Raw genomic sequence first — 23,238 nt, forward strand, 5'->3', positions numbered from 1 at the left:
ACTTTATCAAAACGGGAGGTAGAAGCAAATGAAGGCAGCGTTACTGGAAGGGATAAAACACTTGGCACTACGGGACATTCCAGACCCGGTCTGCGAACCGGATGGACTGTTGCTACAAGTGGCCGCGTGCGGGGTATGCGGTTCAGATGTTCGCAACTATCTCTATTCTGCCAACACCGGAGTATCTCAGCGGCTTAAGGGGCACGAGGTAAGCGGTCGGGTGGTGGCAGTAGGAAGTAAGACAACTGGTTTTGCGATAGGTGAGCGTCTGAGCATCGCGCCTCCCATTTCCTGTGGTCAATGCTACTATTGCCAGCGGGGGCTGCAACATCTATGTGATCATTATCAGGAGATTGCCAGGGAATACCCCGGCGGGTTTGCGGAACTGATGGCGATACCGGCAGTGGCTTTGCAATACGGTTGTGTCTGTAAAATTACCGATCAGCTGTCATTTACCGAGGCTACGGTATCAGAGCCGCTGTCGTCAGTTATTGCCTGCCAGGAAGCGGTTAATGTCGGGCTTGGTGATAATGTGGTAATTTTCGGCGCCGGTCCAATCGGGATATTACATGCCCAACTGGCACGTATCCATGGTGCCGGTCAGGTGATTGTCATAGAGCAACGTCCAGAAAGGCTGGGGCAGGCGCTGAAACTTGGGGCAACCATGGCCCTCAACGGTTTACAAGACGATCTCAGGCCGGCAGTCTTAAACGCTACCGAGAATAGGGGGGCAGATGTGGTGATTGTGGCAGCGCCGTCGAGCATGGCCCAGGCGCAGGCTATTAGGTTAGCGCGCAAACGTGGGCGCGTGGTTTGGTTCGGCGGTCTGCCAAAAGGCTCAGAAACTAAGGTTGATGCCAACGACATCCACTACCGGGAAGTTACTATCTATGGAGCCTTCAGCTACAGCCCACGCCACAATCGGATGGCGGTCGATCTCATCTCTCGCAGGAAAATTGATGCCAGCAAACTGATTACGGCCACATTTCCTCTCGGGCAGGTAGAGAAAGCCTTCGAACATGCGGCGGAGGGGAAGGGATTGAAGACGGTGATAGTAATGAATTGAGACTCTCCTGCCAGGCAGGATACTACCGGTAGTACTGCCATGACATAGTATGCCAATATGATTCCGAAGGGAGAATGGAAGAGATGTTGTTGGAGAACTTACGTTACGACGTGATCAAGTGTGCAGTTAAAATGGCAACACTTAATTTGGTAGTGGGTACATTTGGAAATGTCAGTGCCAGGGACCCGGAGACCAATTATGTTGCCTTAACCCCTAGTGGCATGGATTACAACACGCTCCAGCCCGAAGATATCGTGATCCTGGATCTGTCTGGACACGTAGTCGATGGACATCGAAAACCGACCACAGAGACTCCTATGCATATGGTAGCCTATCAAAGACGATCGGATGTTAACGTTGTTGTACACACTCATTCTGTATATGCGACTGCGCTGTCGGTTGCAGACGAGAAACTGCCGATCGTAGTGACAGAGATGGCCAATGTAGTCGGGGGTGAAGTTCTAGTGGCTCCCTATACTACACCCGGCACTGTCGAATTGGGAAATACAGCACTAAATGTGATGAACGATCACATGGCGGTGCTTTTAAAGAATCACGGCGTTCTGGCAGTGGGAGACACAATGAACACCGCCCTCAACGTGGCTTTAATTGTGGAGGAGACCGCCAAGATCTTTTGTATCTCCAAAAGCCTGGGCAGATGCGACCTGGTGCCGGAAGCGGCAATTAGCGGCTTACGGGAAGCATTTCTCAAATATTACGGCTCAAGCAGCACTTGATGGGAGACGGGGTCATGAGCATATCCACCTTCATTTTGGGAATGTAAATTGTGTAAATGGTATTTCTACCCAAACGATTTTTGGGTTAGAATATAGCTGGCTCTTGCCAATCTGGGAGGGCAGGGCTCTGCTGGAGAGCAACCTGAGCGCCCAGCTGGTTTCTGCCGGAGGAAATGGGAACTGTCTGTTCGAGGTTTCCCTTTCCAACTCCATTTCCTCACGGGCAGAACCAAGGCGATAAACTCCAGGGGCGAAGCCCCTGACTAGAGGGCACCGCTGAGCCGGTCCCCATATTGTATCGCAAACTGTGAGATACATTCTGCCCAATTTTGAACGGGCATAGTCCATTTCTTCGTGATTTCCATGGTTGCCAGGTAAACGATTTTTCGTAGGGCATCATCCGTGGGAAAAGCCGTTTTCGTTTTCGTGATTTTCCGCAGTTGTCGGTGATAGGCTTCCACTGTATTGGTTGTATAAATCAGCCGGCGGATTTCTCGGGGGAAAGCAAAGTAAGTGGTGAGCTCCAGCCAGTTGTTTTCCCAGGAACGAATTACCAATGGAAATTTCTTACCCCATTTTTCTTTGAACATTTCGAAAGCAAATTCGGCTTCATCCAAAGTCGCCGCTTGGTAAACCTGTTTTAAGTCAGCCATCACCGGCTTTCGATCTTTGAAGGAAATATACTTCATGGAGTTGCGAATCTGATGAATCACGCACAGTTGAATCGATGTTCGGGGAAAAACGCTGTTTATGGCCTCTGAGAAGCCTGTCAGCCCGTCTTTGCTGGCAATTAGGATGTCTTCTACGCCCCGATTCTTTAAGTCGTTGCAGACACTGAGCCAGAAGCTGGCACTTTCACTTTCGCCAATCCAGATTCCGAGAATATCTTTACGGCCTTGTACATCCAGGCCCAAAACAGAGTAAGCGGCTTTGGTGACAATCCGATTATCTTTGCGAACCTTGAAGTGAATCGCGTCCAGAAAGACGATGGGATAGATACGCTCAAGGGGTCTGCATTGCCATTCTGTGACGAGTGGCATGACCTTGTCCGTGATTTTACTGACCAACTCGGCTGAGACATCAATGCCGTAGATATCGCGCATATGGGCTTCAATATCCCGGGTCGACATGTCTTTGGCATACATCGCGATAATCTGTTGTTCGAGTTCACTGGCGTTTTTCTCGTACTTCTTGATGATGTGTGGTTCAAACTCGCCGTTGCGATCCCGGGGAATCGCCAGTTCTGTTTCACCCATACGTGTTTGAATGGTCTTTCTCGAATATCCATTGCGACTGTTGCCTGAATTGTTGCCCTCAACACTGTGTTTTTCATAACCAAGATGGTCGCTCATCTCGGTTTCCAGAATCTCCTGCAGGGTGCGTCTGAAGAGGTCTTTGAGCGTGTTGTGGACGTCTTCGACGGTCTTACAGTCCTTGGCGACTTCACGGGCTAACCGGTCTTTAACATCTTGCATAAATGATCAACTCCTTATTGGTAGTTTTAACCATTTACACAAAACTTCATACGTCCTCTTCATTTTTGATCTGGACGACACTCTGCTGGATACTCTGTCAGGCATCACGGAAGCGCTTAACTTCACACTCAAAAGATTCAAGCACCCTCCCGTTGCCAGGGATTACGTCTCGACCATCGTCAATGACGGTGAACTCTTGTTTATGGAAGAAGCGTTGCAAGTGGAAGACCCGGTTCTCGTTGCCAGGGCGTCTGAAATCTTCAGAGAGCGGTATCTGTCCGATTGTTATGCTGAGCCTTTTGTCGGTGTTCCGGAGTTGTTGACTGCACTAGTAGCAGCCAGGAAAAAGATTGCGGTGGTTTCTAACAAACCCCACCCGATTGCCGAAAAGCAGCTCCGGCTTGCTAATTTGGTAAGTTACATTGATGTTTTCAAGTCGGACGACGGGAGCATGAGACTCAAGCCTTGTCCCGATGCAATCGAGCAGGTTCTGAGGGAAACTGGTGCGGCCGCGCCGGGGAGCTTGATGATCGGGGACAGTTGCGTGGATATCAAAGCTGGCCAGGCGGCACACGTTTTGACCTGCAGTGTGACCTACGGATATACCGATCGGAATGTGCTGTCACAGGCGGGCCCCGATTTTTTAGTTGATGATATTAGAGATCTAGGAAGAATGTTGTAAGCAAGGCCAAAAAACTGCAGGTAGCACCTGCAAAGGAGACCATCACTGCGGTGTGATCATCTAGCCGGACGGCCCAATTCGGCTGCAATGCTCATCGACAGGTGCCCCAGAGCCCCTGAACGACGACTTGTCCGAACAAAAGAGGTTGGGTCCGTAGTAGCGCTTGAGGCAAACAAAAGGGGATAAATGGAATGTTGCGTAGGGATTTTATCATTAGGAACAAAACAGGCCTACATGCCAGGCCAGCATCGATTTTTATTAAGACGGCGAACAAATTCAAGTGCGATATTCACTTGGTCAAAGACGGCCAGGAAATTGACGGCAAGAGCATTATTTCCTTGCTAACTATTGGTGCCAGGCAGGGGTCAATGATCATAATCACCACCAATGGAACAGATGAGAAGGTAGCCATGGATGAGTTAATAAACGTGCTCAATTCTCTAGAGGACTAGCCAGGGCGTTTACACCAGCCACGAAGACGTGTTTGTATTGTTCGATGGTATCGCCGCAATGGCTTAGAAGGCAGTCGTACTTTTTCTTGCAAGCTTTGTAAGGCTAATTTCCATTGGTAATTATGGGGGGTGTATCCGGTTGCGAGAGCTAAGCCGAGTAGTTTTTCAATGTTGTTGGTAGGAATTTGAGATATCACACCTGCAAATAGGCGTAGCAAAGCTAAGTGGCTGCAACAGATTAAGGTGGAACGGCTTAACAAATTGGTAGCGGAGTTGTAGACTACCGTTGAGGTGGTCTGAGGTGGCATCGAAGTGGGACCCCCCTTTTGGATCGGGGATCGGCTGTTCACCCCGGAAGACATCGAACTGATCCGGTGGACAACTGATCGTTTTGAGGGGCTGAGCCAGACGGAACTGGCCAGCACGATCTGCGAGAACCTGCTCTGGAAGGCGCCGAACGGGCGATTGCGGGTACATGAGGTCTACCGCTTTTGGAGCAACTGGCACCGGCCGGGGTGGTGAAACTGCCAGCTAAGCAAAGCCGCCAAACGTACCGGGCCGCGCGGTTACGAGCTGAGCCCTTGCCGGAAGCGGAGATCGTCGCGAGCCTGCGTGAATTGTGGCCGTTAACGGTGGAGCCGGTGCCACCACAGGAGGCGGCCATGGTGACACACCATGCGGTGGATTACCAGCGAGCCTTTGGCGCCCACAAGCGTTGCTGGGCCAACCGTCCACAGGGGCATGCAGGAAGTGCAAAACCCGACTGCGATAGAACCGGAACGGGTGCGCCGCAGGGGAGGTGGCCGTAAACCCACGACGGCTTCCGATCGGGATCTGCACGCCCACCTGGAAGAACTGGTGTTGCCGAGTACCTGTGGGGATCCGGAATCGCCGTTACGGTGGACTAGATGAAGCCTGAACGCGTGGTCAGCGATCACCTCGTGCGCGACCTTTTACACGAGATGGGATACAGTCTTCGGTTCAGCCGCAAGACGCGCGAAGGTTCTGAACATCCTAATCGTAACACCAAGTTCCACTACATCAACCAACGATATCGGCAGTGGTCTGCCCCACCAATCCGGGACGATCATGTCCACCCGACTGGGAGATTTTGACCCGAGGGTTTTTCCTGTTATTATGGAAAAGATCGGGCTGCCAGCCGGGGAGGTCAGTGAAATGATGGTGACGCAGGGGGGTTGCTGGGGATTTCCGGCCTCAGCGCAATATGGGGGTTTGGATGTGGGCGCCGCTGCGGGGGCGGAGCGGGCAGAGTTAGCGCTGGAGGTTTTCTGCTACCAGGACTTCAGTTCCGTTTCCCTGACTGTGGAACCAGCCCGTACCGCCACCGTAGAGGCTGTGAAGCCGAGCCGGGAATCCGGTGCTCTCATATCGCTTGATCCGAATCTGCGTCTTTCTCTTTTGACAGAAGAGAGTTTGGCCCGGGAGGCTATAAGGAAAGCCGTAGGACAACCAGATGTTGCGAAATTAAATGAGCATTCCAGTAAAGAAAGAATTGAGGGTTAATTCTCTCCCTCACCGCCAAGCGCCCCCAGCGACCCAACGCTTGCTGCGGCTTATACGGTGAAATGGCTGACCATTGAGTTGCCCGCTTTAGTTGTTGAAGACGAAGATGGGGCTAAGGCGGTAAATAAGCTGAAAGAGCTAATACAATCAAATTTCGGGAGCACAAAAAGGGGACAGTCTGGTCGTTAAGATCGAGGGACCAGATGAGGAGGAGACGGATGCCAAAGTTCAGAAGCTCTTTGCTGGGAATTTCGGCCAATAGGGGCCGAATGCTGACGGATGCGGTTTGAATGTGAAGGGATCGTAGATGTTGACGGGAGTTTAGAGTTCGAGGGGAGAGGGGCGGAAATGCAAGGAATAGGGGTTTCGCCCGGAATCGCGATCGGCGAGGCTCTGGTGCTGAGAGATGCGCTATCCGCTTTGCCGGAACGGAGCCGGTTGGCTGTGGAAGAGGAAAATGAGCGCCTGAACCGGAGCTTGAGTTCGGCTCGCCGGCAGCTGGAGAAAATCCGGGCCGACGCTGAAACGCGCCTGGGGGACAAGGCGGAAATACTGGATGCCCAGATCCTAATCACGGAAGACGAAGAACTGCTGTCTTTGGTTTGTGAGAAGTTAAAAGAGGGGTTGACGGCCGAAGCGGCTCTGCGGGACGGGGTGGAGTATTATGCCAATCTGATGGAAAATATGGATAACGAATATTTGCGGGAGCGGGCGGCCGACATCCGGGACACGGGGCGCAGGGTCATCCGCGACCTCATGGGGGTGGAAGAAACCGATCTGGCTCATCTGAGCGCTCCTTGCATCGTCGTGGCCAGCGATCTCACACCTTCCGATACGGCGACGATGGCCCCGGAGCGTGTGCTGGGGTTTATTACCGACGTGGGAGGGAGAACGTCCCACAGCGCCATCATGGCGCGCACCCTTGAGATTCCGGCGATTGTGGGAACCGTGCGGGGAACGGAGTTGATCCGAACGGGGGATTCCCTGATTTTGGACGGGGATAGCGGTGAGGTCATCGTCAACCCTGAGCCGGAAGTGCTCGGGGCCTACCGGGAAAAGCAAAGGGCCTAGGCGGAACGCAAAGAAAAGCTGCGGGCTCTGAAAGGGCAGCCGACGGTGACACATGACGGGCGCAAGGTCATCGTGGCCGCCAACGTCGGGACGCCGAAAGATTGTGAAGGAGCCCTTAGAAATGGGGCGGAAGGCGTCGGCCTGTTCCGGACAGAATTTATCTACTTGAACCGGGAGGATCTGCCGGGGGAGGAAGAGCAGTTTCAGGCCTATAAAGAGGTACTGGAAGCGATGGCTCCCCGGGAAGTGGTCATCCGGACGCTCGATGTCGGCGGGGACAAGGAACTCCCCTACTTGGGTTTGGCGAAGGAAAGCAATCCCTTTTTGGGTTACCGGGCGATCCGGGTCTGTCTCGATCGGCCGGAGATGTTTAAGACCCAGTTGCGCGCCCTCCTGCGCGCGAGCGTCTACGGCAAACTCGGCATCATGTTTCCCATGATTTCCAGCCTGGACGAAGTCCGCCGGGCCAAAGGGATGCTGGCGCAAGTCAGAGAGGAATTGGTAAGCGAGGGCGTGGCCGTGAGTGAGGAGGTGGAGGTCGGAATCATGATTGAGATTCCGGCGGCCGCCGTCATGTCCGACGTGCTGGCTCGGGAAGTGGACTTCTTCAGCATCGGGACCAACGATCTGATTCAATACACGACGGCGGTAGATCGGCTCAATGGAAAGATTGCATCTCTGTATACCCCTTATCATCCGGCAGTTTTGCGCCTGGTGAGGCAGGTGATTGAAAACGGGCACAAGTTCGGGATTTGGGTCGGGATGTGCGGGGAGGCGGCCGGCGATCAAGCTCTGATCCCGTTGCTGCTGGGCATGGGGCTCGACGAATTCAGCATGAGCGCGATATCTGTATTGGAGTCGCGGGAACTGCTGGGCAGGCTGAACTACGCGGAGGCCAGGGCCCGAGTGCCGGAAGTGCTGGCTCTAGGCACGGCGGCGGAGATCGAAGAGACTTTGCAAATTCTTAGGATCTCAGAAGAGGTTTAGCAAAACAGGAGCCGTCCGAAAAAAACGGACATTGGTTAGTCCCTGAATCCAACTCCGGTGCTAAGACGTTATAGCCTAACGTGTAGCGCTCCAAGTAGGATTGTTAGCCGAAAACACGTTTGAGTTGGATTTCCAGTCCCACCAGTAGGGGGAAGTCAATATTTCCTCATCATCATATCCCTGAACCAGTTTTTCTCAAGGAGTGAAGATTATTTAGTGTAAATGTCTGTCCAAATTGCGTCAAGGGGCAGATGGGCTAGTCAGTTTCTCCTCCAGAGCCTGTTCCCTTTGGGGGAAAAGAAGATAGTGTGGCGGTTAGGGCATATACCTTTGGGTACGCCAAAATTCTGCACCATCTGGGAGCGACTGCATTAGATAGACTTCGATTTTTAGTCTACTTCAGGCGCTTCCGGGCAAAAATGCGGAACGGGTATGTACCCAGGAATTTGTATTGACGATAGGACGGACAATTCCTGCCAGCCAACCAGATGTATGTCCAACGTAAAGTCCAATTCTTTGGTGTGCAGAAAGTGTGGGGACGGACGGCTCCTCCACAGGGTCTTGCCCAAGACGAATCGCAATGGCATTTAAACAGCTCAGAAAATACGGGAGGATCATGATAAACCACACTCGCAGAAGGTACAATGTGGCATTATCTGCCGCAACATCGGAAGACTCAGAACCCTTCGACACAACGCATTTGATACTGGCGGATTCATAGCGTGTGTACGGCACCAAGCAGTCTGGTAGTTCGTGATGAATTCGCCCGCACTGCACACAACGCAATCGACGAATGATTAGCACCCTGGTTTGCCCGGAACTGGTTTTACATTTCCTTCTTCGACTTCCGATGACGCTGAGCTGTCCTCCGCAGCAAGGACAAGGGACGGATTCTGCACACCTAACAAAAGAGCCCAGTAAGAGGGTTTTCAATTAGATCATATTTTGACACAATAACCATGATTTTGTGGGGGATGCCTCTGGTAAACCTGTTAGAGCAAGTTTACTTTGAATGGGGGCATCCTTTTCCTTTCCAAACGATATGGTCATTATATCTAGCAATTTCCGGACAGGCAATACCGCCAGCTTTTGGACTTTATACTCTCGCTAGCCCAAACATTACGGCTTCAGATAGACAATGTCATGTGAGGCCACTTTCTTGGTTTTAGCAGGCGGGTTGCACAAGGTAAAGCTAAGAGTGGAAGACGTTGGCAGACGCGCCTGCCGGATTTTGCCGATGCGGGAGGGAGCTCGGAATATGAGAGGCTAGCTCCACGGGGCCAAAATCAGAAAAGAATATAATATTTTCGAAAAAGTCCGTTTGCTAGGGAGGAATATTCGAAGTGAGGTCGAATAGTATAAAAAGACAACAATAAAGAGCAAAATCGAACGCGATCCGATTATGGATGTTTAATTGTTTGCGAGGTGAGAAAGGAAGGAGTTGTCTGAGACGAACCAAGACATGTTGGTTGATTTGGATGATGTAAAGAGGATTAGGGAAATGGATTCCTTGGCTTCCATCGTAGCAACGGAGAATTACGACCTCCAGTTCAGAGAGGCTGTGGAAATAGGTGGAGCATTTGAACCGGGTAGACCGGGGAGCACCATTCACGAGATTGTTATCTTGGGCACCGGCGGTGGCTCAGCCGTTACGGGAGGATTGTTGAGGTCATTTCTCTTTAACCAGCTTAGCCAGCCCATTGTTATCTGTCAGGGGTACAACATTCCGGCCTATATTGACGAGCATAGTTTGGTACTAGTCATGTCGCACTCTGGTAACACCGAGGAAATTCTCTGTATGTATGATCAGGCTAAGGCTAAGGGTGCACATTTAATCTCAATAACATCCGGAGGTACCCTCTTAGCGCGAAGCAGGCAGGACGGTGTAGAGAGCTTGGTAGTACCCTGTGATATTGGGCATCCCCGCCGGGATTTGGGTTATCTTTTTGTAACAGCCGTAATCTTACTCCATAAATTAGGGCTTATTGATGACAAAACCTCGGAGTTAGAAGGGGTTGCTGACTTGTTCGCTCTCTTGAGAGAAAAATATAGACCCGAAATTCCGTCCGAAAGGAATTTGGCAAAGCAAATTGCGTTCAGGTTGGCCTGGCGGATACCCGTTATATACGGATCATCGGATTATTATGATTCGGTCGCGTGGAGGTGGAAAAACCAATTTGGCGAGAATAGCAAGCAGATGTCGTTTTACAATGTGATTCCGAATATCCATCATGATGAGGCTGTGGGTTGGGAAGCGCCGGACGAGATAATGCGGAATTTTCACTTCATCATACTTCGGGACAATGAACTCGATCGGGTGGAGGTTAAGAAGAGAAAAGATGTGACCGCGAAAATGTTGAAACAGAAACAAGCGGGGATTACAGAGGTAGATGCCGAGGGGGTGGGAGTACTAGCACGGATGTTTTCCTTAATATACCTTGGCGACTTTGTGTCCTTGTATGCTTCGATTTGCAGGGGGATAGATCCCACGCCAGTAGGAATCATTAATCTATTCAAGAAAGAAATGGCGGAGTGGTCGAAGTGATTTTAACCGTTACACTAAATACAGCGATTGATAAAGCTTATAAAGTCGAGAGTTTCCAGCCCGGCCAGGTTATAAGGGTTAAGGATGCGAAATATTCAGCCGGTGGTAAAGGGCTGAATGTAACGCGGGTGATTACAACGTTAGGTGAGCCGGTACTTGCCATAGGATTTAGCGGAGGCTACGCGGGGATGTTCGTCGAAAGTGAACTTAACAAGGCGAAAATTCCGCATCAGTTTGTCCGTATACAAGGAGAAACAAGGTCCTGCATTAACATTATAGATAGCTCTACGGGGGTCCAGACTGAGCTGTTAGAACCGGGCCCCACGGTCGAAGAAGAGGATCTCAGCAAACTGATTGATCTTTACGAAAGAGAAGTGGACTTATGTGACGTGATAACGCTATCCGGTAGTGTACTCAATGGAGTTAAGGAAAATATATACAGAGTATTGGTTGAGATTGCCCGCAGCAAAGGCAAAAAGGTGATTTTAGACACGAGCGAAAGGTACTTAGTGGAAGGGACAAAATCCTACCCGACACTTGTTAAACCAAACGTTAATGAGGCTGAGTATCTGCTCGGTACCAAAATCAGAAACGTCACGGACGCGAAGTCCGCTGCAAAGCATCTTGTGAAATTAGGCGTTCAATTGGCAGCCATATCATTGGGGAGAGACGGTGCGGTTGTGGCGACGGAGAAGAGAACGTACTATGCTAAAGCCCCCAGCGTCCAGGCCTTGAATACCGTGGGTAGCGGTGACGCAATGGTCGCAGGATTTGCCGTTGCTCTGGCAAGAGGGTATGGTGTCGAGGAGATGTTGAAATTGGGAGTTGCCGTGTCCGCGGCAAACGCGGTAACCATTGAAACGGGAAGTTGCAAATTGGAGGATATTCAGTTTTTCTTGAGACAGGTGGCGGTGACAGGGATGTAGGGATAGTGGAGGCGGTAATCTAGTCATGCTACTATTAAGGTAGAGAAATAAACCATAGAAGAGTATAGACGGGTGGTAACGCAATGAGAATTGCAGCACAGCGACAAAAAGTCATCATGGATAAAATACGGGCCGGTATACCGATTAACGTCGGGGAATTCAGCCGTGAACTGGGAGTTTCCACCATGACGATTAGGCGTGATTTAGAAAGGCTCGAAATAGAGGGCCTCCTTACAAGAACACATGGTGGGGCCGTCCCTTTAAACGGATCGTTTGAGGAACCGTCGTTTGCAGAGAAAATGAGCCAATTTCCTGAAGAGAAAATGGCAATTGCCAAAAAGGCTTCGGAATTAATTGAAGAAGGGGATACTGTTCTCCTAGGCGCGGGTACGACCTTAACGGCTCTGGCGAAGTTATTGAAAAACCGGCAAAACCTTACAATAGTAACTAACACAGTAAATGTAGCTATGGAACTGGCGCAAAGCGAAGGAATTCAGCTTATTTTAACGGGGGGGCATATTCGCACAAAGTCTTACGCCCTTGTCGGTCCGCTGACGGAAAGAGTGTTCCGTGAGGTACACGCCAAAAAAGTTTTCTTGGGTGTTAACAGCATCAGCATAGAACATGGATTAAGTACGCCTGACATGACGGAAGCTTATACTAATGCCCAGATGATTGACTCTGCTGATAAACTTATCGTTCTGGCTGACCATTCGAAATTTGGCCAAGGTGCCTTGTCGCGGTTCGCCGACATAGCAGACATTGATACGTTGATTACGGATAACCGCACTCCGCTGCATTTCCTGGAACAGGCCAGAAAGCGCAGTGTAAATGTGATCATAGTGAATCCGGGGGAACCCAGCTAGTCAGGTATTGCGGTGAGTACAAGGGTGGGAGGAAAATATAGTGGATTTGGTAAATTCAAAAGAGCTTTTAGAACGTGCTCGTGCGGGCGGCTATGCCTTAGGGGGATTCAATATTCATAATCAAGAAACTATACAAGCAGTTGTTGAGGCGGGGTTTGAACATCGCGCACCGGTAATCCTTCAGGCGACTCCTGGAACGGTTAAATACACCGGGAGTGACTTGCTTGTGGCGATGGCCCGAGCTCTGGCGATACGGGCGAACGTACCGATCGTACTGCACTTGGACCACGCTACGGATCTGGAATTAATTGAAGAATGTGTTAAAGCCGGTTTCACATCGGTCATGTTTGACGGCTCACGTTTGAAATGGGAAGAAAATATCCGCCTAACACGCTGGGTTGTAGGTTTGGCCCATAGCAAAGGGCTTACGGTGGAAGCCGAGTTGGGACGGATTGGCGGTCAGGAAGAGGTAACGATCGTGAGCGATTCCGAGGTGAACTACACGGATCCCGGTGACGCAAGACGATTTGTCCAGGAAACAGGGGTTGATTCGTTAGCAATTGCCATAGGTACGGCTCATGGGGTTTACAAGAACGAACCAAAGCTGGATCTCCAGCGGCTCGAAGCCATCGCCTTGGCTGTAAACGTTCCACTAGTACTCCATGGGGCCTCAGGAGTGCCTGATGCCGCGATTACCAGAAGTATAAGTCTTGGTATAAGTAAAATTAACATCGCAACAGATTTGAAATTGGCCTTGGCGGCGGCATTGAGAAGTGCTCTTCTTGCGAAACCAGAGGAAAATGACCCCCGTCGCTACTTTGCCAAAGCACGCGGTGAGGTCAAAAACGTCGTGAGCCAAAAAATGCGTCTATTCGGTATCGAAGGGCGGGCGTAGGTGTTGTTGAGCTGCATAGGCTCTTAATAGATACGGGTGCCGTCAAATCTAAACAGAGAGTATTCAGAAGCGGACTACACAACTGGGGTGAGGCCGGAATCTCTTGGTTATCGTGTTTTTGGAAAGGGGGTGAGGTTTGGAAAAACGTTGGACCCAAAGCGAAAGACTGCAAAGAGGCAAAACTGACGGAAACTTGGCATGGTAAAAAAAGGAGGGCGAACATGTTTAAGAGAAAATTAAGGAGAGTCTTCTTGCCGTTAATGGTGAGCATGTTGGTCGTTGGGATGTTTGCTATTGGCTGCGGTCAGACAAACACTCAAGCGGCGGGGCAAAGTTCCCAGGGTAAACCGGTGACGATCAACTTCATGGCAGATTCACGCCCGGAATTTGACAAAATGGAGCAACTCCTGCCTCAATTCGAGAAGAAGACCGGGATTCATGTGAACTATATGAAGCTGCAAGAGACGCCTCTGAGGGCGAAGACTGGTCTCGAAGTGTCGGCCCCGTCGACCGACATAGACGTGTTCATGACGGATTTCATGTTCCTTAATAAGTATGCGAAGGCAGGTTACTTGGCACCCCTCGATAAATATCTCGATGCTAGCAGTACATTTAATAAAGCCAATTACATGAAACCTTTTATCGATTCCGTCAGCTACAAAGGGCAAATTTACGGCATGCCTTTGTATCAAGACTGTAACATCCTGGTATATAGGGCTGACATCTTTAAAAAACTCCATCTAACGGTACCAAAAACCTTTGCTGAACTTGAACATGACGCCAAAGTCATTAAAGAAAATGAGCCCGGTATGGCGGGGATCGTTATGAGAGGACAACGAGGATATGGAGTCAACGAATGGACTTGGCCGACCTTTCTTGAGGGATTTGGTGGAAGTTATCTGACTCAAGACGAAAAAGCGGGTAATCTCACGTCTCCGGAAGCTATCCAAGCGCTGACCTATTATACAGACATCTTGAAAAAGTATGGACCGCCCGGAGTTGCCAACTATTCTTATGTTGAGGTGCAAAACGACATGATGCAGGGCAAAGTGGGGATGTTTGTTGACTCAGCCACTTTGGCTCCGCGTTGTGAGGACCCCAGCGCATCAAAGGTGGCCGGAAAGCTGGGTTTCGCCATGGTTCCTGGAGATAAAGCGGTTGCTCCGGGGTTCTACAGCTGGACATTGGCGGTGCCGGCACATGCAAAACATAAAGCGGCGGCTGCGAAATTTATTGCCTGGCTGACGAGTCCTAAAATTGCGACCGAGTGTGGTTTTTCCGCACCGAATCAGGCTTTAGAGAAGGTTTATAACATTCCGGCTTATCCGGGCACGGAACCTTTGATTGACGTTATGAAAGCTTCTCTCAAACTGGCTAATCCGGATTATAGACCGCGCATTCCGCAGGCTGATCAGGTAGGAACCGCTGTTTCCGTTGCTATCTCCTCCGTTTTGGATGGGTCTAAGACCCCGAAGGAAGCACTCACGCAAGCAAATGACGAGGTAAACCGTATTCTGCAAGGAAAATAGTCTTAGCGAGACCGGCGGCTGACGCATCGGACGCAGCCGCCGGATTTAAAAACTCAGCGCGGCAACCCTCGTGGGGAGTGTCCAGTCGAGCAGTGTAATCACTTCGGATTTTCGATTTGCTCGGGGATTCTTTGGCGGTTGTGTACAATCTGCGTATTAGAAGCAGTCGGCAGATATGATGCCTTGGTGGGAGTTGAAGAGATGGAAGCGGAACAAAGATACAGAAGGATCTTACGGATCAAGGACAAACATTATGTAGCGCTGTTTTTGGCTCCGGCTATAGCGGCACTTATTTTGCTGACAATTTACCCTATGCTCTATAGTTTGAAAATCAGCTTCTTTAATTGGAATCTTACCGTTCCTGGTTCGCAAAACCAATTTGTCGGTTTGCAGAATTACGCTGAGATTCTTAAACACGGAGAATTCTGGCATTCTCTGTGGATAACTATTTGTTTTACCTTTTTTAGCGTTTTGTTCTGCATGGTCATTGGGACTAGTTTAGCGTTTCTTATGTTCCAGAACCTAAAAGGGGCAAGTATCGTTCGGACGTTTGTTATTTCCGCGATGGTGATTGCCCCAATCATTGTGGGAACGGCCTGGCGGCTAATGTACAACCCGGGTTGGGGATTAATTAATTACTTCCTTTCTGTGGCCGGTATTGGGGGACGACCGTTCTTGGCACAGGCGAGCACCGTACTGCCCGCGTTGATTGTAGTTGATGTATGGGAGTGGTCGCCTCTGGTTATGGTGATAGTTCTTGCGGGACTCCAGGGGCTGTCCCCAGAAGTCTATGAATCTGCTAGGGTAGATGGGGCTTCTCGTTGGCAAACGTTTATTCATATTACGTTACCACTACTGAAACCAGCGTTGCTACTGTCCCTATTGATAAGAACTATGGACGCCTTTCGGACTTTCGATACCATTTATGCTATGACCGGCGGAGGCCCAGGGCGCTCAAGCGAAAATCTGAATATCCTCATGTACAATACCGCTTTCGAGTATTTCCAAGTCTCTAAAGCGGCCAGCATGGCTCTCTTAAGTCTAATTGTAATTACCGTCATCTGTACTTTGATCTTCAGAGTATTTCGGAGGAACGAGGGTGAAGCACAGTGAGAAATAGAAAAAGACTTATACGCATTCTCCTTTATGCCCTCTTGTTGATTGTCTTCTGCGTTTACGTCACACCGATTTGGTATATTGTAACCACTTCTTTCAAACTAGAACGAGACGCATATGCCATTCCACCCAAAGTTTTTTTTGTTCCTACCTTGGCCAATTATTTTGACGCCTTTTCCGGACGGGGAATGGGACACAATTTTTTTAACAGCCTCGTCGTTTCCAGTGTCAGCAGCGTTTTAGCCTTGTTACTAGGCACTCCGGCAGCCTATGCCCTTTCTCGCTTCGAGTTTAAGAAGAAAGAAAGTATCTTCTTTTGGTTTCTAAGTACACGTATGGCACCATTTATCTTGGCGGGCTTACCCGTTTACCTTCTGTCTAAGCAAATTGGTTTGTATGACACCAGGACCTTACTTGTGATTATGGACATGCTGATCAACCTGGCTTGGGTTGTCTGGATGATGCGCTCATTTTTTGACGACATTCCGCCGGATATTGATGAAGCGTGCATGGTAGACGGTTGCAGTCGGACTTCGGCCCTTTTTCGGGTTATCCTGCCTTTAGCTACCCCCGGCCTTGTTGCCTCTACGATTTTCTGCCTGATTATGAGTTGGAATGAATATTTCTTTGCCATGATTTTGACAAGTTTCAATGCCCAAACGCTGCCTGCAGCCATTTCGTCTTTTTTGACGGTTTACGGTTTGCTGTGGGGCCAGATGGCCGCAGCGGGTACTGTCATCGCTATTCCAATCATGGTTTTTGTATTCTTTATGCAGAAGCATATTATCCGCGGACTGACAATGGGCGCGGTGAAAAGTTAAAGATTTAAGATTAAGACAGGTGAAAGGTATGCAGTATGTACTGGGAATTGACTTGGGGACCTCCAGCTGTAAAACAGTCCTGTTTACAGACAAGCTCATTGTCGTGTGTTCAGCCAGCGCAGAATATGGAACTTCTTATCCCCGTCCGGGGTGGGCTGAACAGCGAGCGGAAGAGTGGTGGGAGGCACTCAGACAGACGGTTTCCCGTGTTTTGACGGAGAGCCGAATCAAGCCGTCGGAGATAGCTGCCATTGGAGTGGATTCACAGGGAAGCACTGTTTTGCCAGTGACTGCCGAGGGACAGGCACTTCGCCCCGGTTTAATCTGGATGGACCGGAGGGCAGAGGTACAGTGCCGCTGGATTGATGAAAACTTGGGAGACAGCTTGTGGCAGATCAGTGGAAACCATAATGATCCCTCGAATATTGCCCCTAAGGTTTTGTGGCTCAAAAATAACGAACCGGATGTTTACAGTCGAGCCGATAAGTTCATGCACGCGAACGGTTACCTAATTTATAGATTAACCGGTCAGTTTAGTATGGATAAATCTGAAGGAGGTCTGACCCAGCTGTTTGATACGGTGCGGGGCTCATGGTCCGAGGAACTCATCATGTCATGTGGTATTGATCGAGCCAAGTTGCCGGATATCTACGACTGCTTTGAGGTGGTCGGACAGGTAACAACGGAGGCTGCGCGAGAGACTGGCCTATGCCAGGGAACCCCAGTGGTTGCCGGCGCTATGGATATGGTGGCTTCAGCCTTGGGTGCCGGGGTGTACCACGCGGGAGAAATGTACGTTGCCGCGGGAACCGTAACAGCCCTGGGGGTTGCCGTGGACGAGCCTAAGTTTACACATTCGATGCACCTTTACCATCATATTATCCCCGATCTCTGGATTAACGCTGCGGGGGTAGACTTTGGTGGAGGGGGCCTGCGATGGCTAAGGAATGTCCTGTCGGAAGAGGATTACCTTATTCTAAACGATTTGGCGCAGGAGTCGTGCCCCGGTAGCAACGGTTTAATATTCCTTCCCTACATGGTGGGACAGCGTGCTCCGCTTTGGAACAGTGCCACTCGCGGTGTAATCATGGGCCTACATCCCGCCACGGGTAAGGCGGACTTTATTCGCATGTTCATGGAGGGTAATGCCTTTGGAGTACGCAACATTCTAGATATCGCTGAGAAGGAGGGTTTGGCGGGTGGATCCATACGAATGACGGGAGGTTGTACCCAAAGCCCGATCTGGACGCAAATCTTCGCAGATATCACCGGCAAGAACATAGAGGTGCCGGGCGCCCTGGATGTAGCGGCATTGGGCTCGGCTGTCACTGCCGCGGTTGGGATTGGGATGTTCCGTGGCTTTGAGGAGGCTTTAACGGGATATTCGCTGGAAAATACTTATCAGGTTAGGAGTTCCGAACATCAACTTTACGAAAAGATGTTTCGAATCTACAAGCGGATCTATGCAAACTTGCGGGAGGAGTTTACTCTTCTTGCGGAGATCGGGTTTTCTTAAGCCTAAGTGTTAATGAACTCAAAAAGAGAGAAAGGGTGCTAATTTATGGATAAACTTACGCCGCGCCAGAGGGTGGCTATTGCACTGAACCATCAGGAGCCGGATCGCGTGCCCATTGATATTGGCTCAACCGCTTGTAGTTTTACTAACGATCTTTTTCAGAGAATGAAAGCGCATCTTGGGATTACAAGCCGTGACATCGTGATGCGTCCGGATGAGAGTGCAGCCTTCTACAACGATGATTTACTTGAGGCTCTCGGTGTTGACTTTCGCCACCTCTTTTTGATGCCGTCGGATAGTCACGATTTTGGCGTGGACGCTGAAGGTTGCATGGTGAGCGAATGGGGATTGAAAAAGAAGAAGGTCGACGGATTATCCATCATTGTTAACAAGCCCCTTGAAAACGCCACATTGGACGACATCGACAGATATCCCTGGCCGGATCCTTTCGATCCCAGCCGGGTCAGGGGTTTAAGGCAAAGAGGCCAGTACCTTTATGAACATACCGAGTATGCCTTGGCCGCACGGGCGGTTTCTCATGGGTTCTTCGAATTGGCCTGGGAACTCAGGGGGATGGACAATTTTCTGGTCGATATGATGGTTGACAAGGAATTTGCCACGAAGCTGCTTGACAAGACTCTGGAGATTCAAATGCAGTTCTATGAGGTACTGCTCAGAAATGTTGGTCCCTACCTGCAAATTGTGGAGACAGCCGATGACTACGGTACTCAGAACGGTCCAATGATGTCTCCGAATTTATTCCGCGAGATGATTAAGCCACGGCGCAAAAAGTTGAATGACCTTATTAGAAGTTTGGCACCTCAGGCCAAGATTTTCCACCACACTTGCGGTTCAGTATATCTTTTGATCGACGATCTCATTAAGACCGGTGTCGATATCCTGAATCCGGTTCAACCCTTGGCCAAGGACATGGACTCGTTCCGACTAAAGAAGGAATTCGGGAGCCGCCTTTGCTTCCACGGAGGCGTGGATGAACAGCGGGCTTTGCCGGGCAGCAAAGCAGAGTTAGCAAGGGAAATAAAGATTCGTTTGGCGGCATTTGCCCAGGGCGGCGGTTACATTATGGCTCCCACCAGTAATTTCCAAGCCGATACTTCAATCGAAAATATCCTCTTCTATTTGGAGACCATCAAGGAATATGGCCTGTATCCAATTCGAGTCGTCGAATAATTTGTAGATACGCTATGTCTTAAGCCGGTTGGAAGGAGGATGAGGATGAATTCGCGGGAAAGAGTGTTGGCAGCGATTAATCATAAGGAGCCCGATCGGGTGCCCCTTTATTTTGGCGGTACGTCATCATTCATGACAGACGAGGCCTACTTTCAGTTAAAAGATTATCTTGGGATTACTGGGGATGTAGAAGCATACCGTGAAGGACACACCGGAAATTATTTTGATCAGCGTATCCTGGAAGCGTTAGACGCAGATGTGCGCTTCGTGCACATGAAGAAAGCAGCCGCAACTCCTGTGCGCAGGATCGATGAAAATACCGTCTTGTGTGACTGGGGAGTGCCTATTCGGAAAATCGATGGTTACGGAGTTCGGGTGGATCCGCCATTAGCCCATGCTACAAAAAGTGATATAGCCTGCCATCCGTGGCCGGATCCTTACGATCCGGGCCGGACAGCTGGACTGGCACTAGCAGCCCGCACTTTACGGGAACAAACGGATAAAGCAGTAGTAGCACGTTCTCCCCAATCAGCCAGTTTTTTGGAATATGGAGCTTGGTTGCGCGGAATGGAGCAGTTTCTTATGGATCTACTTCTTGACAGGGGGTTTGCAGAAGCACTTTTGGATAAGATTCTTGATCTCCAAATAGGATTCTATGACGCTTTATTGACAGAGGTAGGCAGGTACGTAGACATTGTCGAGACTGCTGAGGATTACGGGACCCAGAACGGCTTGCTTATCTCTCCGCAGTTATTTCGGGACATCATAAAGCCTCGTCGCAAGGCCATCAATGATTTTATTAGAAAGAAGGCACCAGGGGCCAAAATTCTCCACCATAGTTGCGGAGCCATCGAACCGATCATTACCGACTTGGTCGAAGTAGGTGTAGATATTCTCAATCCGGTCCAACCCCTGCCGAACATGAACCCGAGCGAGATCAAGAAGAAGTATGGAGATAAAGTTGTCCTCTGTGGAGGAGTTGATATGCAGAATACAGGCTTGCAGGACCCCTATCTTTTGGAACAGGAAGTTGTTTTACGCATAGAGCAGCTGGCATCCGGAGGGGGCTATCTGTTTGCTCCGTCTAACCATATCCAGCCAGACCTGCCGACGCGCAGTGTGGTGGCCTTGTTCGCTTTGGCGAAAAAACACGGGGTTTACGGGCGAAACGAGGCTTAGTGTTATAGGCTTACAGATTTGGAGGTAAGAATGAAAGCTGCGATCTTACATGGACAAATGGACTTGCGCTACGAAGAAAGGGCTCTTCCGTCAATCGGATCTGGGGAAATCCTAGCCAAGGTCAAGATAAGCGGCATTTGCGGTTCCGATCTTCCTCGCGTTTTAGGTAACGCTGCCCATAGCTATCCCATTGTTTTGGGACACGAGTTTTCTGGAGAAGTGACCGAGCTCGGGTCAGGCGTGAAGAATATCAGTGTGGGACAGCATATTGTTGGAGCGCCACTTTTGCCCTGTCATCACTGTGAGGACTGTCTACGCGGCTATTACTCCCAGTGCAAAAACTACTCGTTTATTGGTTCACGTACTGACGGCAGCTGGGCCGAATATGTGAAAATGCCTGCTGTGAATGCGGTTCCATTACCGGAAGGTGTTGGGGATAAAGAAGGGGCGTTCTTTGAGCCGGCGACTGTCGCCCTGCATGGTTTGTCCCAAATGAATTTTCGCGGTGGTGAAGACGTTGCCATCGTTGGCATGGGAACTATTGGCCTCCTGACGTTGCAGTGTGCTCACGCCCTAGGCGCGAAGCGTATCTTTGCCTTTGACATAGATTCGCGTAAGTTGCAGCTTGCGAAAGAATTGGGAGCCGATGTCGTTCTCAACACGGGTGCTGAAGATTTCGCCGAAAGATATGCATGGGAAACTAAGGGGGCGGGTGTATACCAGGTGATCGAGACGGCTGGAGTGGAGTTTACCGAAAAGCTGTGCCTAGAGATTGCCGCTAATAAAGGACAAGTGATGTACATTGGCACCCCTACTCGTAGCGTGTCCTTTGAACCTCGCGAATTCGAGCGTATTAACCGAAAGGAACTGACAGTTCGTGGCTCCTGGATGTCTTACTCAGCTCCCTTCCCTGGACAGGAGTGGAGACTCGCCGGTCATTTTTTTCAGAAAGGCAAAATACAGTGTCAGGGCCTTATAGACCGTATTGTTCCATTATCGGAAATCAACGCTGCCTTCCGCGATTTGCAGATTCCCGGCGAGGTGAAGGGCAAGATACTGCTAAGGTGTTCCTAAATTCGGTGATTTCTGCCCCATGAGGAGCTTAATAGGGGGGGAGTCTCCCGGAGACAGGTCAAGAGCACCATTTCGGCGAAGGTTGGAGTTGGGCGAAGGTTTTTTGAGAGCCTAATTTATCGATCACGAAAGGGCGTTTGCAGACAATGGGACGGACAGCGGGAAACCAGTTTGAACTTTATTACGTTGCAAAATTAAATTATCGCGGGATTTTCAGGGGGTATAGTATATGTCAACATTACAAGAGATGGCCGAAGCCGTCATTTGCGGAAACGCCAAAAAGGTCAAAGAGATTGCCGAAAAGGTTTTGTCTGAAGGCATTGCTCCCCAGACCATTATCAATGATGGCTTGATTGCCGGAATGAACGTGGTCGGGGTTAAATTCAAGAATAACGAGGTCTATGTACCGGAGGTCCTCATTGCGGCCCGGGCCATGCATGCCGGGATGGATGTAGTCAAACCGCTCTTGTCCGCGAGTGAAGTGCAGGACAAAGGGATCGTTTTGATTGGCACGGTGAAAGGAGACCTCCATGACATCGGGAAAAACTTGGTGCGCATGATGTTGGAAGGTGCCGGTTATAAGGTCATTGACGTGGGGGTGGATGTGTCGCCGGAGAAGTTCGTTCAGGCTGTCGAAGAGCATAAACCGCAAATCGTAGGTCTGTCTGCTCTTTTGACAACCACCATGGTCAACATGAAAAGCACCATCGAACTGCTTGAATCCCATCCGGTGAAAGTTATGATCGGTGGCGCACCTGTTACGCAAAAGTTTGCCGATGAGATCGGGGCCGATGCCTATGCCCCCGACGCAGCTACGGCGGTGGAGTTAGCTGACAAGCTTTTGGCTTGACTTTTGGCATAATGGACCAAAGGATAACTGTTTCGAAAGGCGTTAGAGAAGGCAAATTTACAACCGGCACAGCGACAATTGCGGATTGACCGCACGATGCGCTAACGCGCTATAGGTTTAGGAAAAACAACCAAGAATCCATAAAATAACCGAGAGAAAGTCACTCGAAGGGGTGACTTCCTCTAATTCGGTGCGCCACGCATGATGATTAACTTGACGATGACAGTCCGTTATGGGGGTATGTAGCGACCAACCATTAGCTCAAGGCAAGGGTGTCGATCGTGGGGTGGATCCGAAGGTAGCCGGCGGCAAAGTTCCGCCCCGAGGAACACGGTAAAGTAAGGGGGTATTTTGTTTAGTCCAGGTGTTATTGCTAAGCTATCCAGTCCAAAGGTTGAAGGCAAAAGTTGTCTTTAATTTGACGGCGTACGTGTCCAAAAGGCTTGTTCACGCGATTGTGAGCAAAAAATCTGACGAGCTAAAATGTCCACATTTGCGGACTGACTGACAGACGGACAATAATGCACTCTTTCTGTAAGATACTGGCACTTAACGTCGTCAATATATAGACATTATAGGGTAGTAGAAACACCTACTCTCCAGCGTTTTGATATCCAGGCTGTATGCAAAAAGCAAGTTGATTTAACGCGGTCTATACCGCTGTCAATGTGCAAACTCTGCGCCGTGTGTGTCTAATTCTAGCCGCAATTATCTAACCCCGGAGACGTAGGATATC

The 23,238-nt window shown here is 50.0% G+C and carries 21 protein-coding genes and 1 pseudogene; 20 read left to right on the forward strand and 2 right to left on the reverse strand.

Features of this window, described 5'->3' with window-relative positions; genetic code table 11:
• Positions 1–28: 28 nt before the first annotated feature.
• Together MNU25_RS07470 and MNU25_RS07475 are read left to right on the forward strand one after the other, a co-directional pair.
• Positions 29–1,066 carry a zinc-dependent dehydrogenase gene (locus MNU25_RS07470; RefSeq protein ID WP_240984487.1) on the forward strand — a complete coding sequence of 346 codons (1,038 nt, stop codon included), beginning with the start codon at positions 29–31 and terminating at the stop codon, positions 1,064–1,066.
• Positions 1,067–1,149: 83 nt separating this feature from the next.
• Entirely contained in the window at positions 1,150–1,803 is a 654-nt protein-coding gene (locus tag MNU25_RS07475; RefSeq protein WP_261487290.1) for a class II aldolase/adducin family protein, read from the forward strand.
• Positions 1,804–2,066: 263 nt separating this feature from the next.
• Here MNU25_RS07475 and MNU25_RS07480 read toward each other — a convergent pair whose 3' ends face one another.
• Positions 2,067–3,278 carry an IS256 family transposase gene (locus tag MNU25_RS07480; RefSeq protein ID WP_240984489.1) on the reverse strand — a complete coding sequence of 404 codons (1,212 nt, stop codon included), beginning with the start codon at positions 3,276–3,278 and terminating at the stop codon, positions 2,067–2,069.
• Between MNU25_RS07480 and MNU25_RS07485 the strand changes: the two genes are divergently transcribed.
• From MNU25_RS07485 to ptsP, 6 genes and pseudogenes are all read left to right on the forward strand, one after another.
• Complete coding sequence (locus MNU25_RS07485) at positions 3,205–3,960, forward strand: HAD family hydrolase (protein WP_240984490.1); 756 nt, start codon at positions 3,205–3,207, stop codon at positions 3,958–3,960. The genes MNU25_RS07480 and MNU25_RS07485 overlap by 74 nt on opposite strands.
• A gap of 191 nt (positions 3,961–4,151) precedes the next feature.
• Positions 4,152–4,412 (forward strand): HPr family phosphocarrier protein, encoded by a 261-nt coding sequence (locus MNU25_RS07490; RefSeq protein WP_240984491.1) that lies wholly within the window; start codon positions 4,152–4,154, stop codon positions 4,410–4,412.
• Between the two features lie 312 nt (positions 4,413–4,724).
• Positions 4,725–4,934, forward strand: a complete 210-nt coding sequence (locus MNU25_RS07495; RefSeq protein ID WP_240984492.1) for a hypothetical protein — start codon at positions 4,725–4,727, stop codon at positions 4,932–4,934.
• A 386-nt stretch (positions 4,935–5,320) separates the two neighbouring features.
• The gene (locus MNU25_RS20475) at positions 5,321–5,527 is read left to right on the forward strand and encodes an ISAzo13-like element transposase-related protein (RefSeq protein WP_372503675.1); all 207 of its coding nucleotides are present in this window, start codon (positions 5,321–5,323) and stop codon (positions 5,525–5,527) included.
• Positions 5,478–5,936: a carbohydrate kinase family protein gene (locus tag MNU25_RS07500; RefSeq protein WP_261487496.1), complete on the forward strand. Its 459-nt coding sequence runs from the start codon at positions 5,478–5,480 to the stop codon at positions 5,934–5,936. The genes MNU25_RS20475 and MNU25_RS07500 overlap by 50 nt, the downstream gene beginning before the upstream one ends.
• Positions 5,937–6,284: 348 nt before the next feature.
• Positions 6,285–7,994: pseudogene (ptsP, locus tag MNU25_RS20480) on the forward strand (phosphoenolpyruvate--protein phosphotransferase).
• A 399-nt stretch (positions 7,995–8,393) separates the two neighbouring features.
• Here ptsP and MNU25_RS07510 read toward each other — a convergent pair.
• Positions 8,394–8,927, reverse strand: a complete 534-nt coding sequence (locus MNU25_RS07510; RefSeq protein WP_240984494.1) for a DUF6431 domain-containing protein — start codon at positions 8,925–8,927, stop codon at positions 8,394–8,396.
• 508 nt (positions 8,928–9,435) lie between these two features.
• Between MNU25_RS07510 and MNU25_RS07515 the strand changes: the two genes are divergently transcribed.
• From MNU25_RS07515 to MNU25_RS07570, 12 genes are all read left to right on the forward strand, one after another.
• On the forward strand, positions 9,436–10,539 hold the full coding sequence (locus MNU25_RS07515; protein ID WP_240984495.1) for a bifunctional phosphoglucose/phosphomannose isomerase: 1,104 nt from the start codon (positions 9,436–9,438) through the stop codon (positions 10,537–10,539).
• Positions 10,536–11,465: a 1-phosphofructokinase gene (pfkB, locus tag MNU25_RS07520; RefSeq protein ID WP_240984496.1), complete on the forward strand. Its 930-nt coding sequence runs from the start codon at positions 10,536–10,538 to the stop codon at positions 11,463–11,465. The genes MNU25_RS07515 and pfkB overlap by 4 nt, the downstream gene beginning before the upstream one ends.
• Before the next feature lie 83 nt (positions 11,466–11,548).
• Positions 11,549–12,331: a DeoR/GlpR family DNA-binding transcription regulator gene (locus tag MNU25_RS07525; protein WP_240984497.1), complete on the forward strand. Its 783-nt coding sequence runs from the start codon at positions 11,549–11,551 to the stop codon at positions 12,329–12,331.
• A 40-nt stretch (positions 12,332–12,371) separates the two neighbouring features.
• Positions 12,372–13,226, forward strand: coding sequence for a class II fructose-bisphosphate aldolase (locus MNU25_RS07530; protein ID WP_240984498.1), 855 nt, complete (start codon positions 12,372–12,374; stop codon positions 13,224–13,226).
• 221 nt (positions 13,227–13,447) lie between these two features.
• A complete protein-coding gene (locus MNU25_RS07535; protein WP_240984499.1) occupies positions 13,448–14,755 on the forward strand; it encodes an ABC transporter substrate-binding protein in 1,308 nt (435 codons plus the stop codon).
• Between the two features lie 201 nt (positions 14,756–14,956).
• On the forward strand, positions 14,957–15,868 hold the full coding sequence (locus MNU25_RS07540; RefSeq protein ID WP_240984500.1) for a carbohydrate ABC transporter permease: 912 nt from the start codon (positions 14,957–14,959) through the stop codon (positions 15,866–15,868).
• Positions 15,865–16,692: a carbohydrate ABC transporter permease gene (locus MNU25_RS07545; RefSeq protein ID WP_240984501.1), complete on the forward strand. Its 828-nt coding sequence runs from the start codon at positions 15,865–15,867 to the stop codon at positions 16,690–16,692. Before MNU25_RS07540 ends, MNU25_RS07545 begins: the two co-directional genes overlap by 4 nt.
• Before the next feature lie 28 nt (positions 16,693–16,720).
• Positions 16,721–18,208: a xylulokinase gene (locus MNU25_RS07550; protein ID WP_240984502.1), complete on the forward strand. Its 1,488-nt coding sequence runs from the start codon at positions 16,721–16,723 to the stop codon at positions 18,206–18,208.
• A gap of 45 nt (positions 18,209–18,253) precedes the next feature.
• Complete coding sequence (locus MNU25_RS07555; protein ID WP_240984503.1) at positions 18,254–19,399, forward strand: uroporphyrinogen decarboxylase family protein; 1,146 nt, start codon at positions 18,254–18,256, stop codon at positions 19,397–19,399.
• Between the two features lie 45 nt (positions 19,400–19,444).
• Positions 19,445–20,578 carry a uroporphyrinogen decarboxylase family protein gene (locus MNU25_RS07560; RefSeq protein ID WP_240984504.1) on the forward strand — a complete coding sequence of 378 codons (1,134 nt, stop codon included), beginning with the start codon at positions 19,445–19,447 and terminating at the stop codon, positions 20,576–20,578.
• A gap of 30 nt (positions 20,579–20,608) precedes the next feature.
• Positions 20,609–21,652: a galactitol-1-phosphate 5-dehydrogenase gene (locus MNU25_RS07565; protein WP_240984505.1), complete on the forward strand. Its 1,044-nt coding sequence runs from the start codon at positions 20,609–20,611 to the stop codon at positions 21,650–21,652.
• A 229-nt stretch (positions 21,653–21,881) separates the two neighbouring features.
• A complete protein-coding gene (locus MNU25_RS07570; RefSeq protein WP_240984506.1) occupies positions 21,882–22,502 on the forward strand; it encodes a corrinoid protein in 621 nt (206 codons plus the stop codon).
• Positions 22,503–23,238: the final 736 nt, after the last annotated feature.

Source organism: Acididesulfobacillus acetoxydans, from assembly GCF_902729405.1.
Classification (GTDB): domain Bacteria; phylum Bacillota; class Desulfitobacteriia; order Desulfitobacteriales; family Desulfitobacteriaceae; genus Acididesulfobacillus; species Acididesulfobacillus acetoxydans.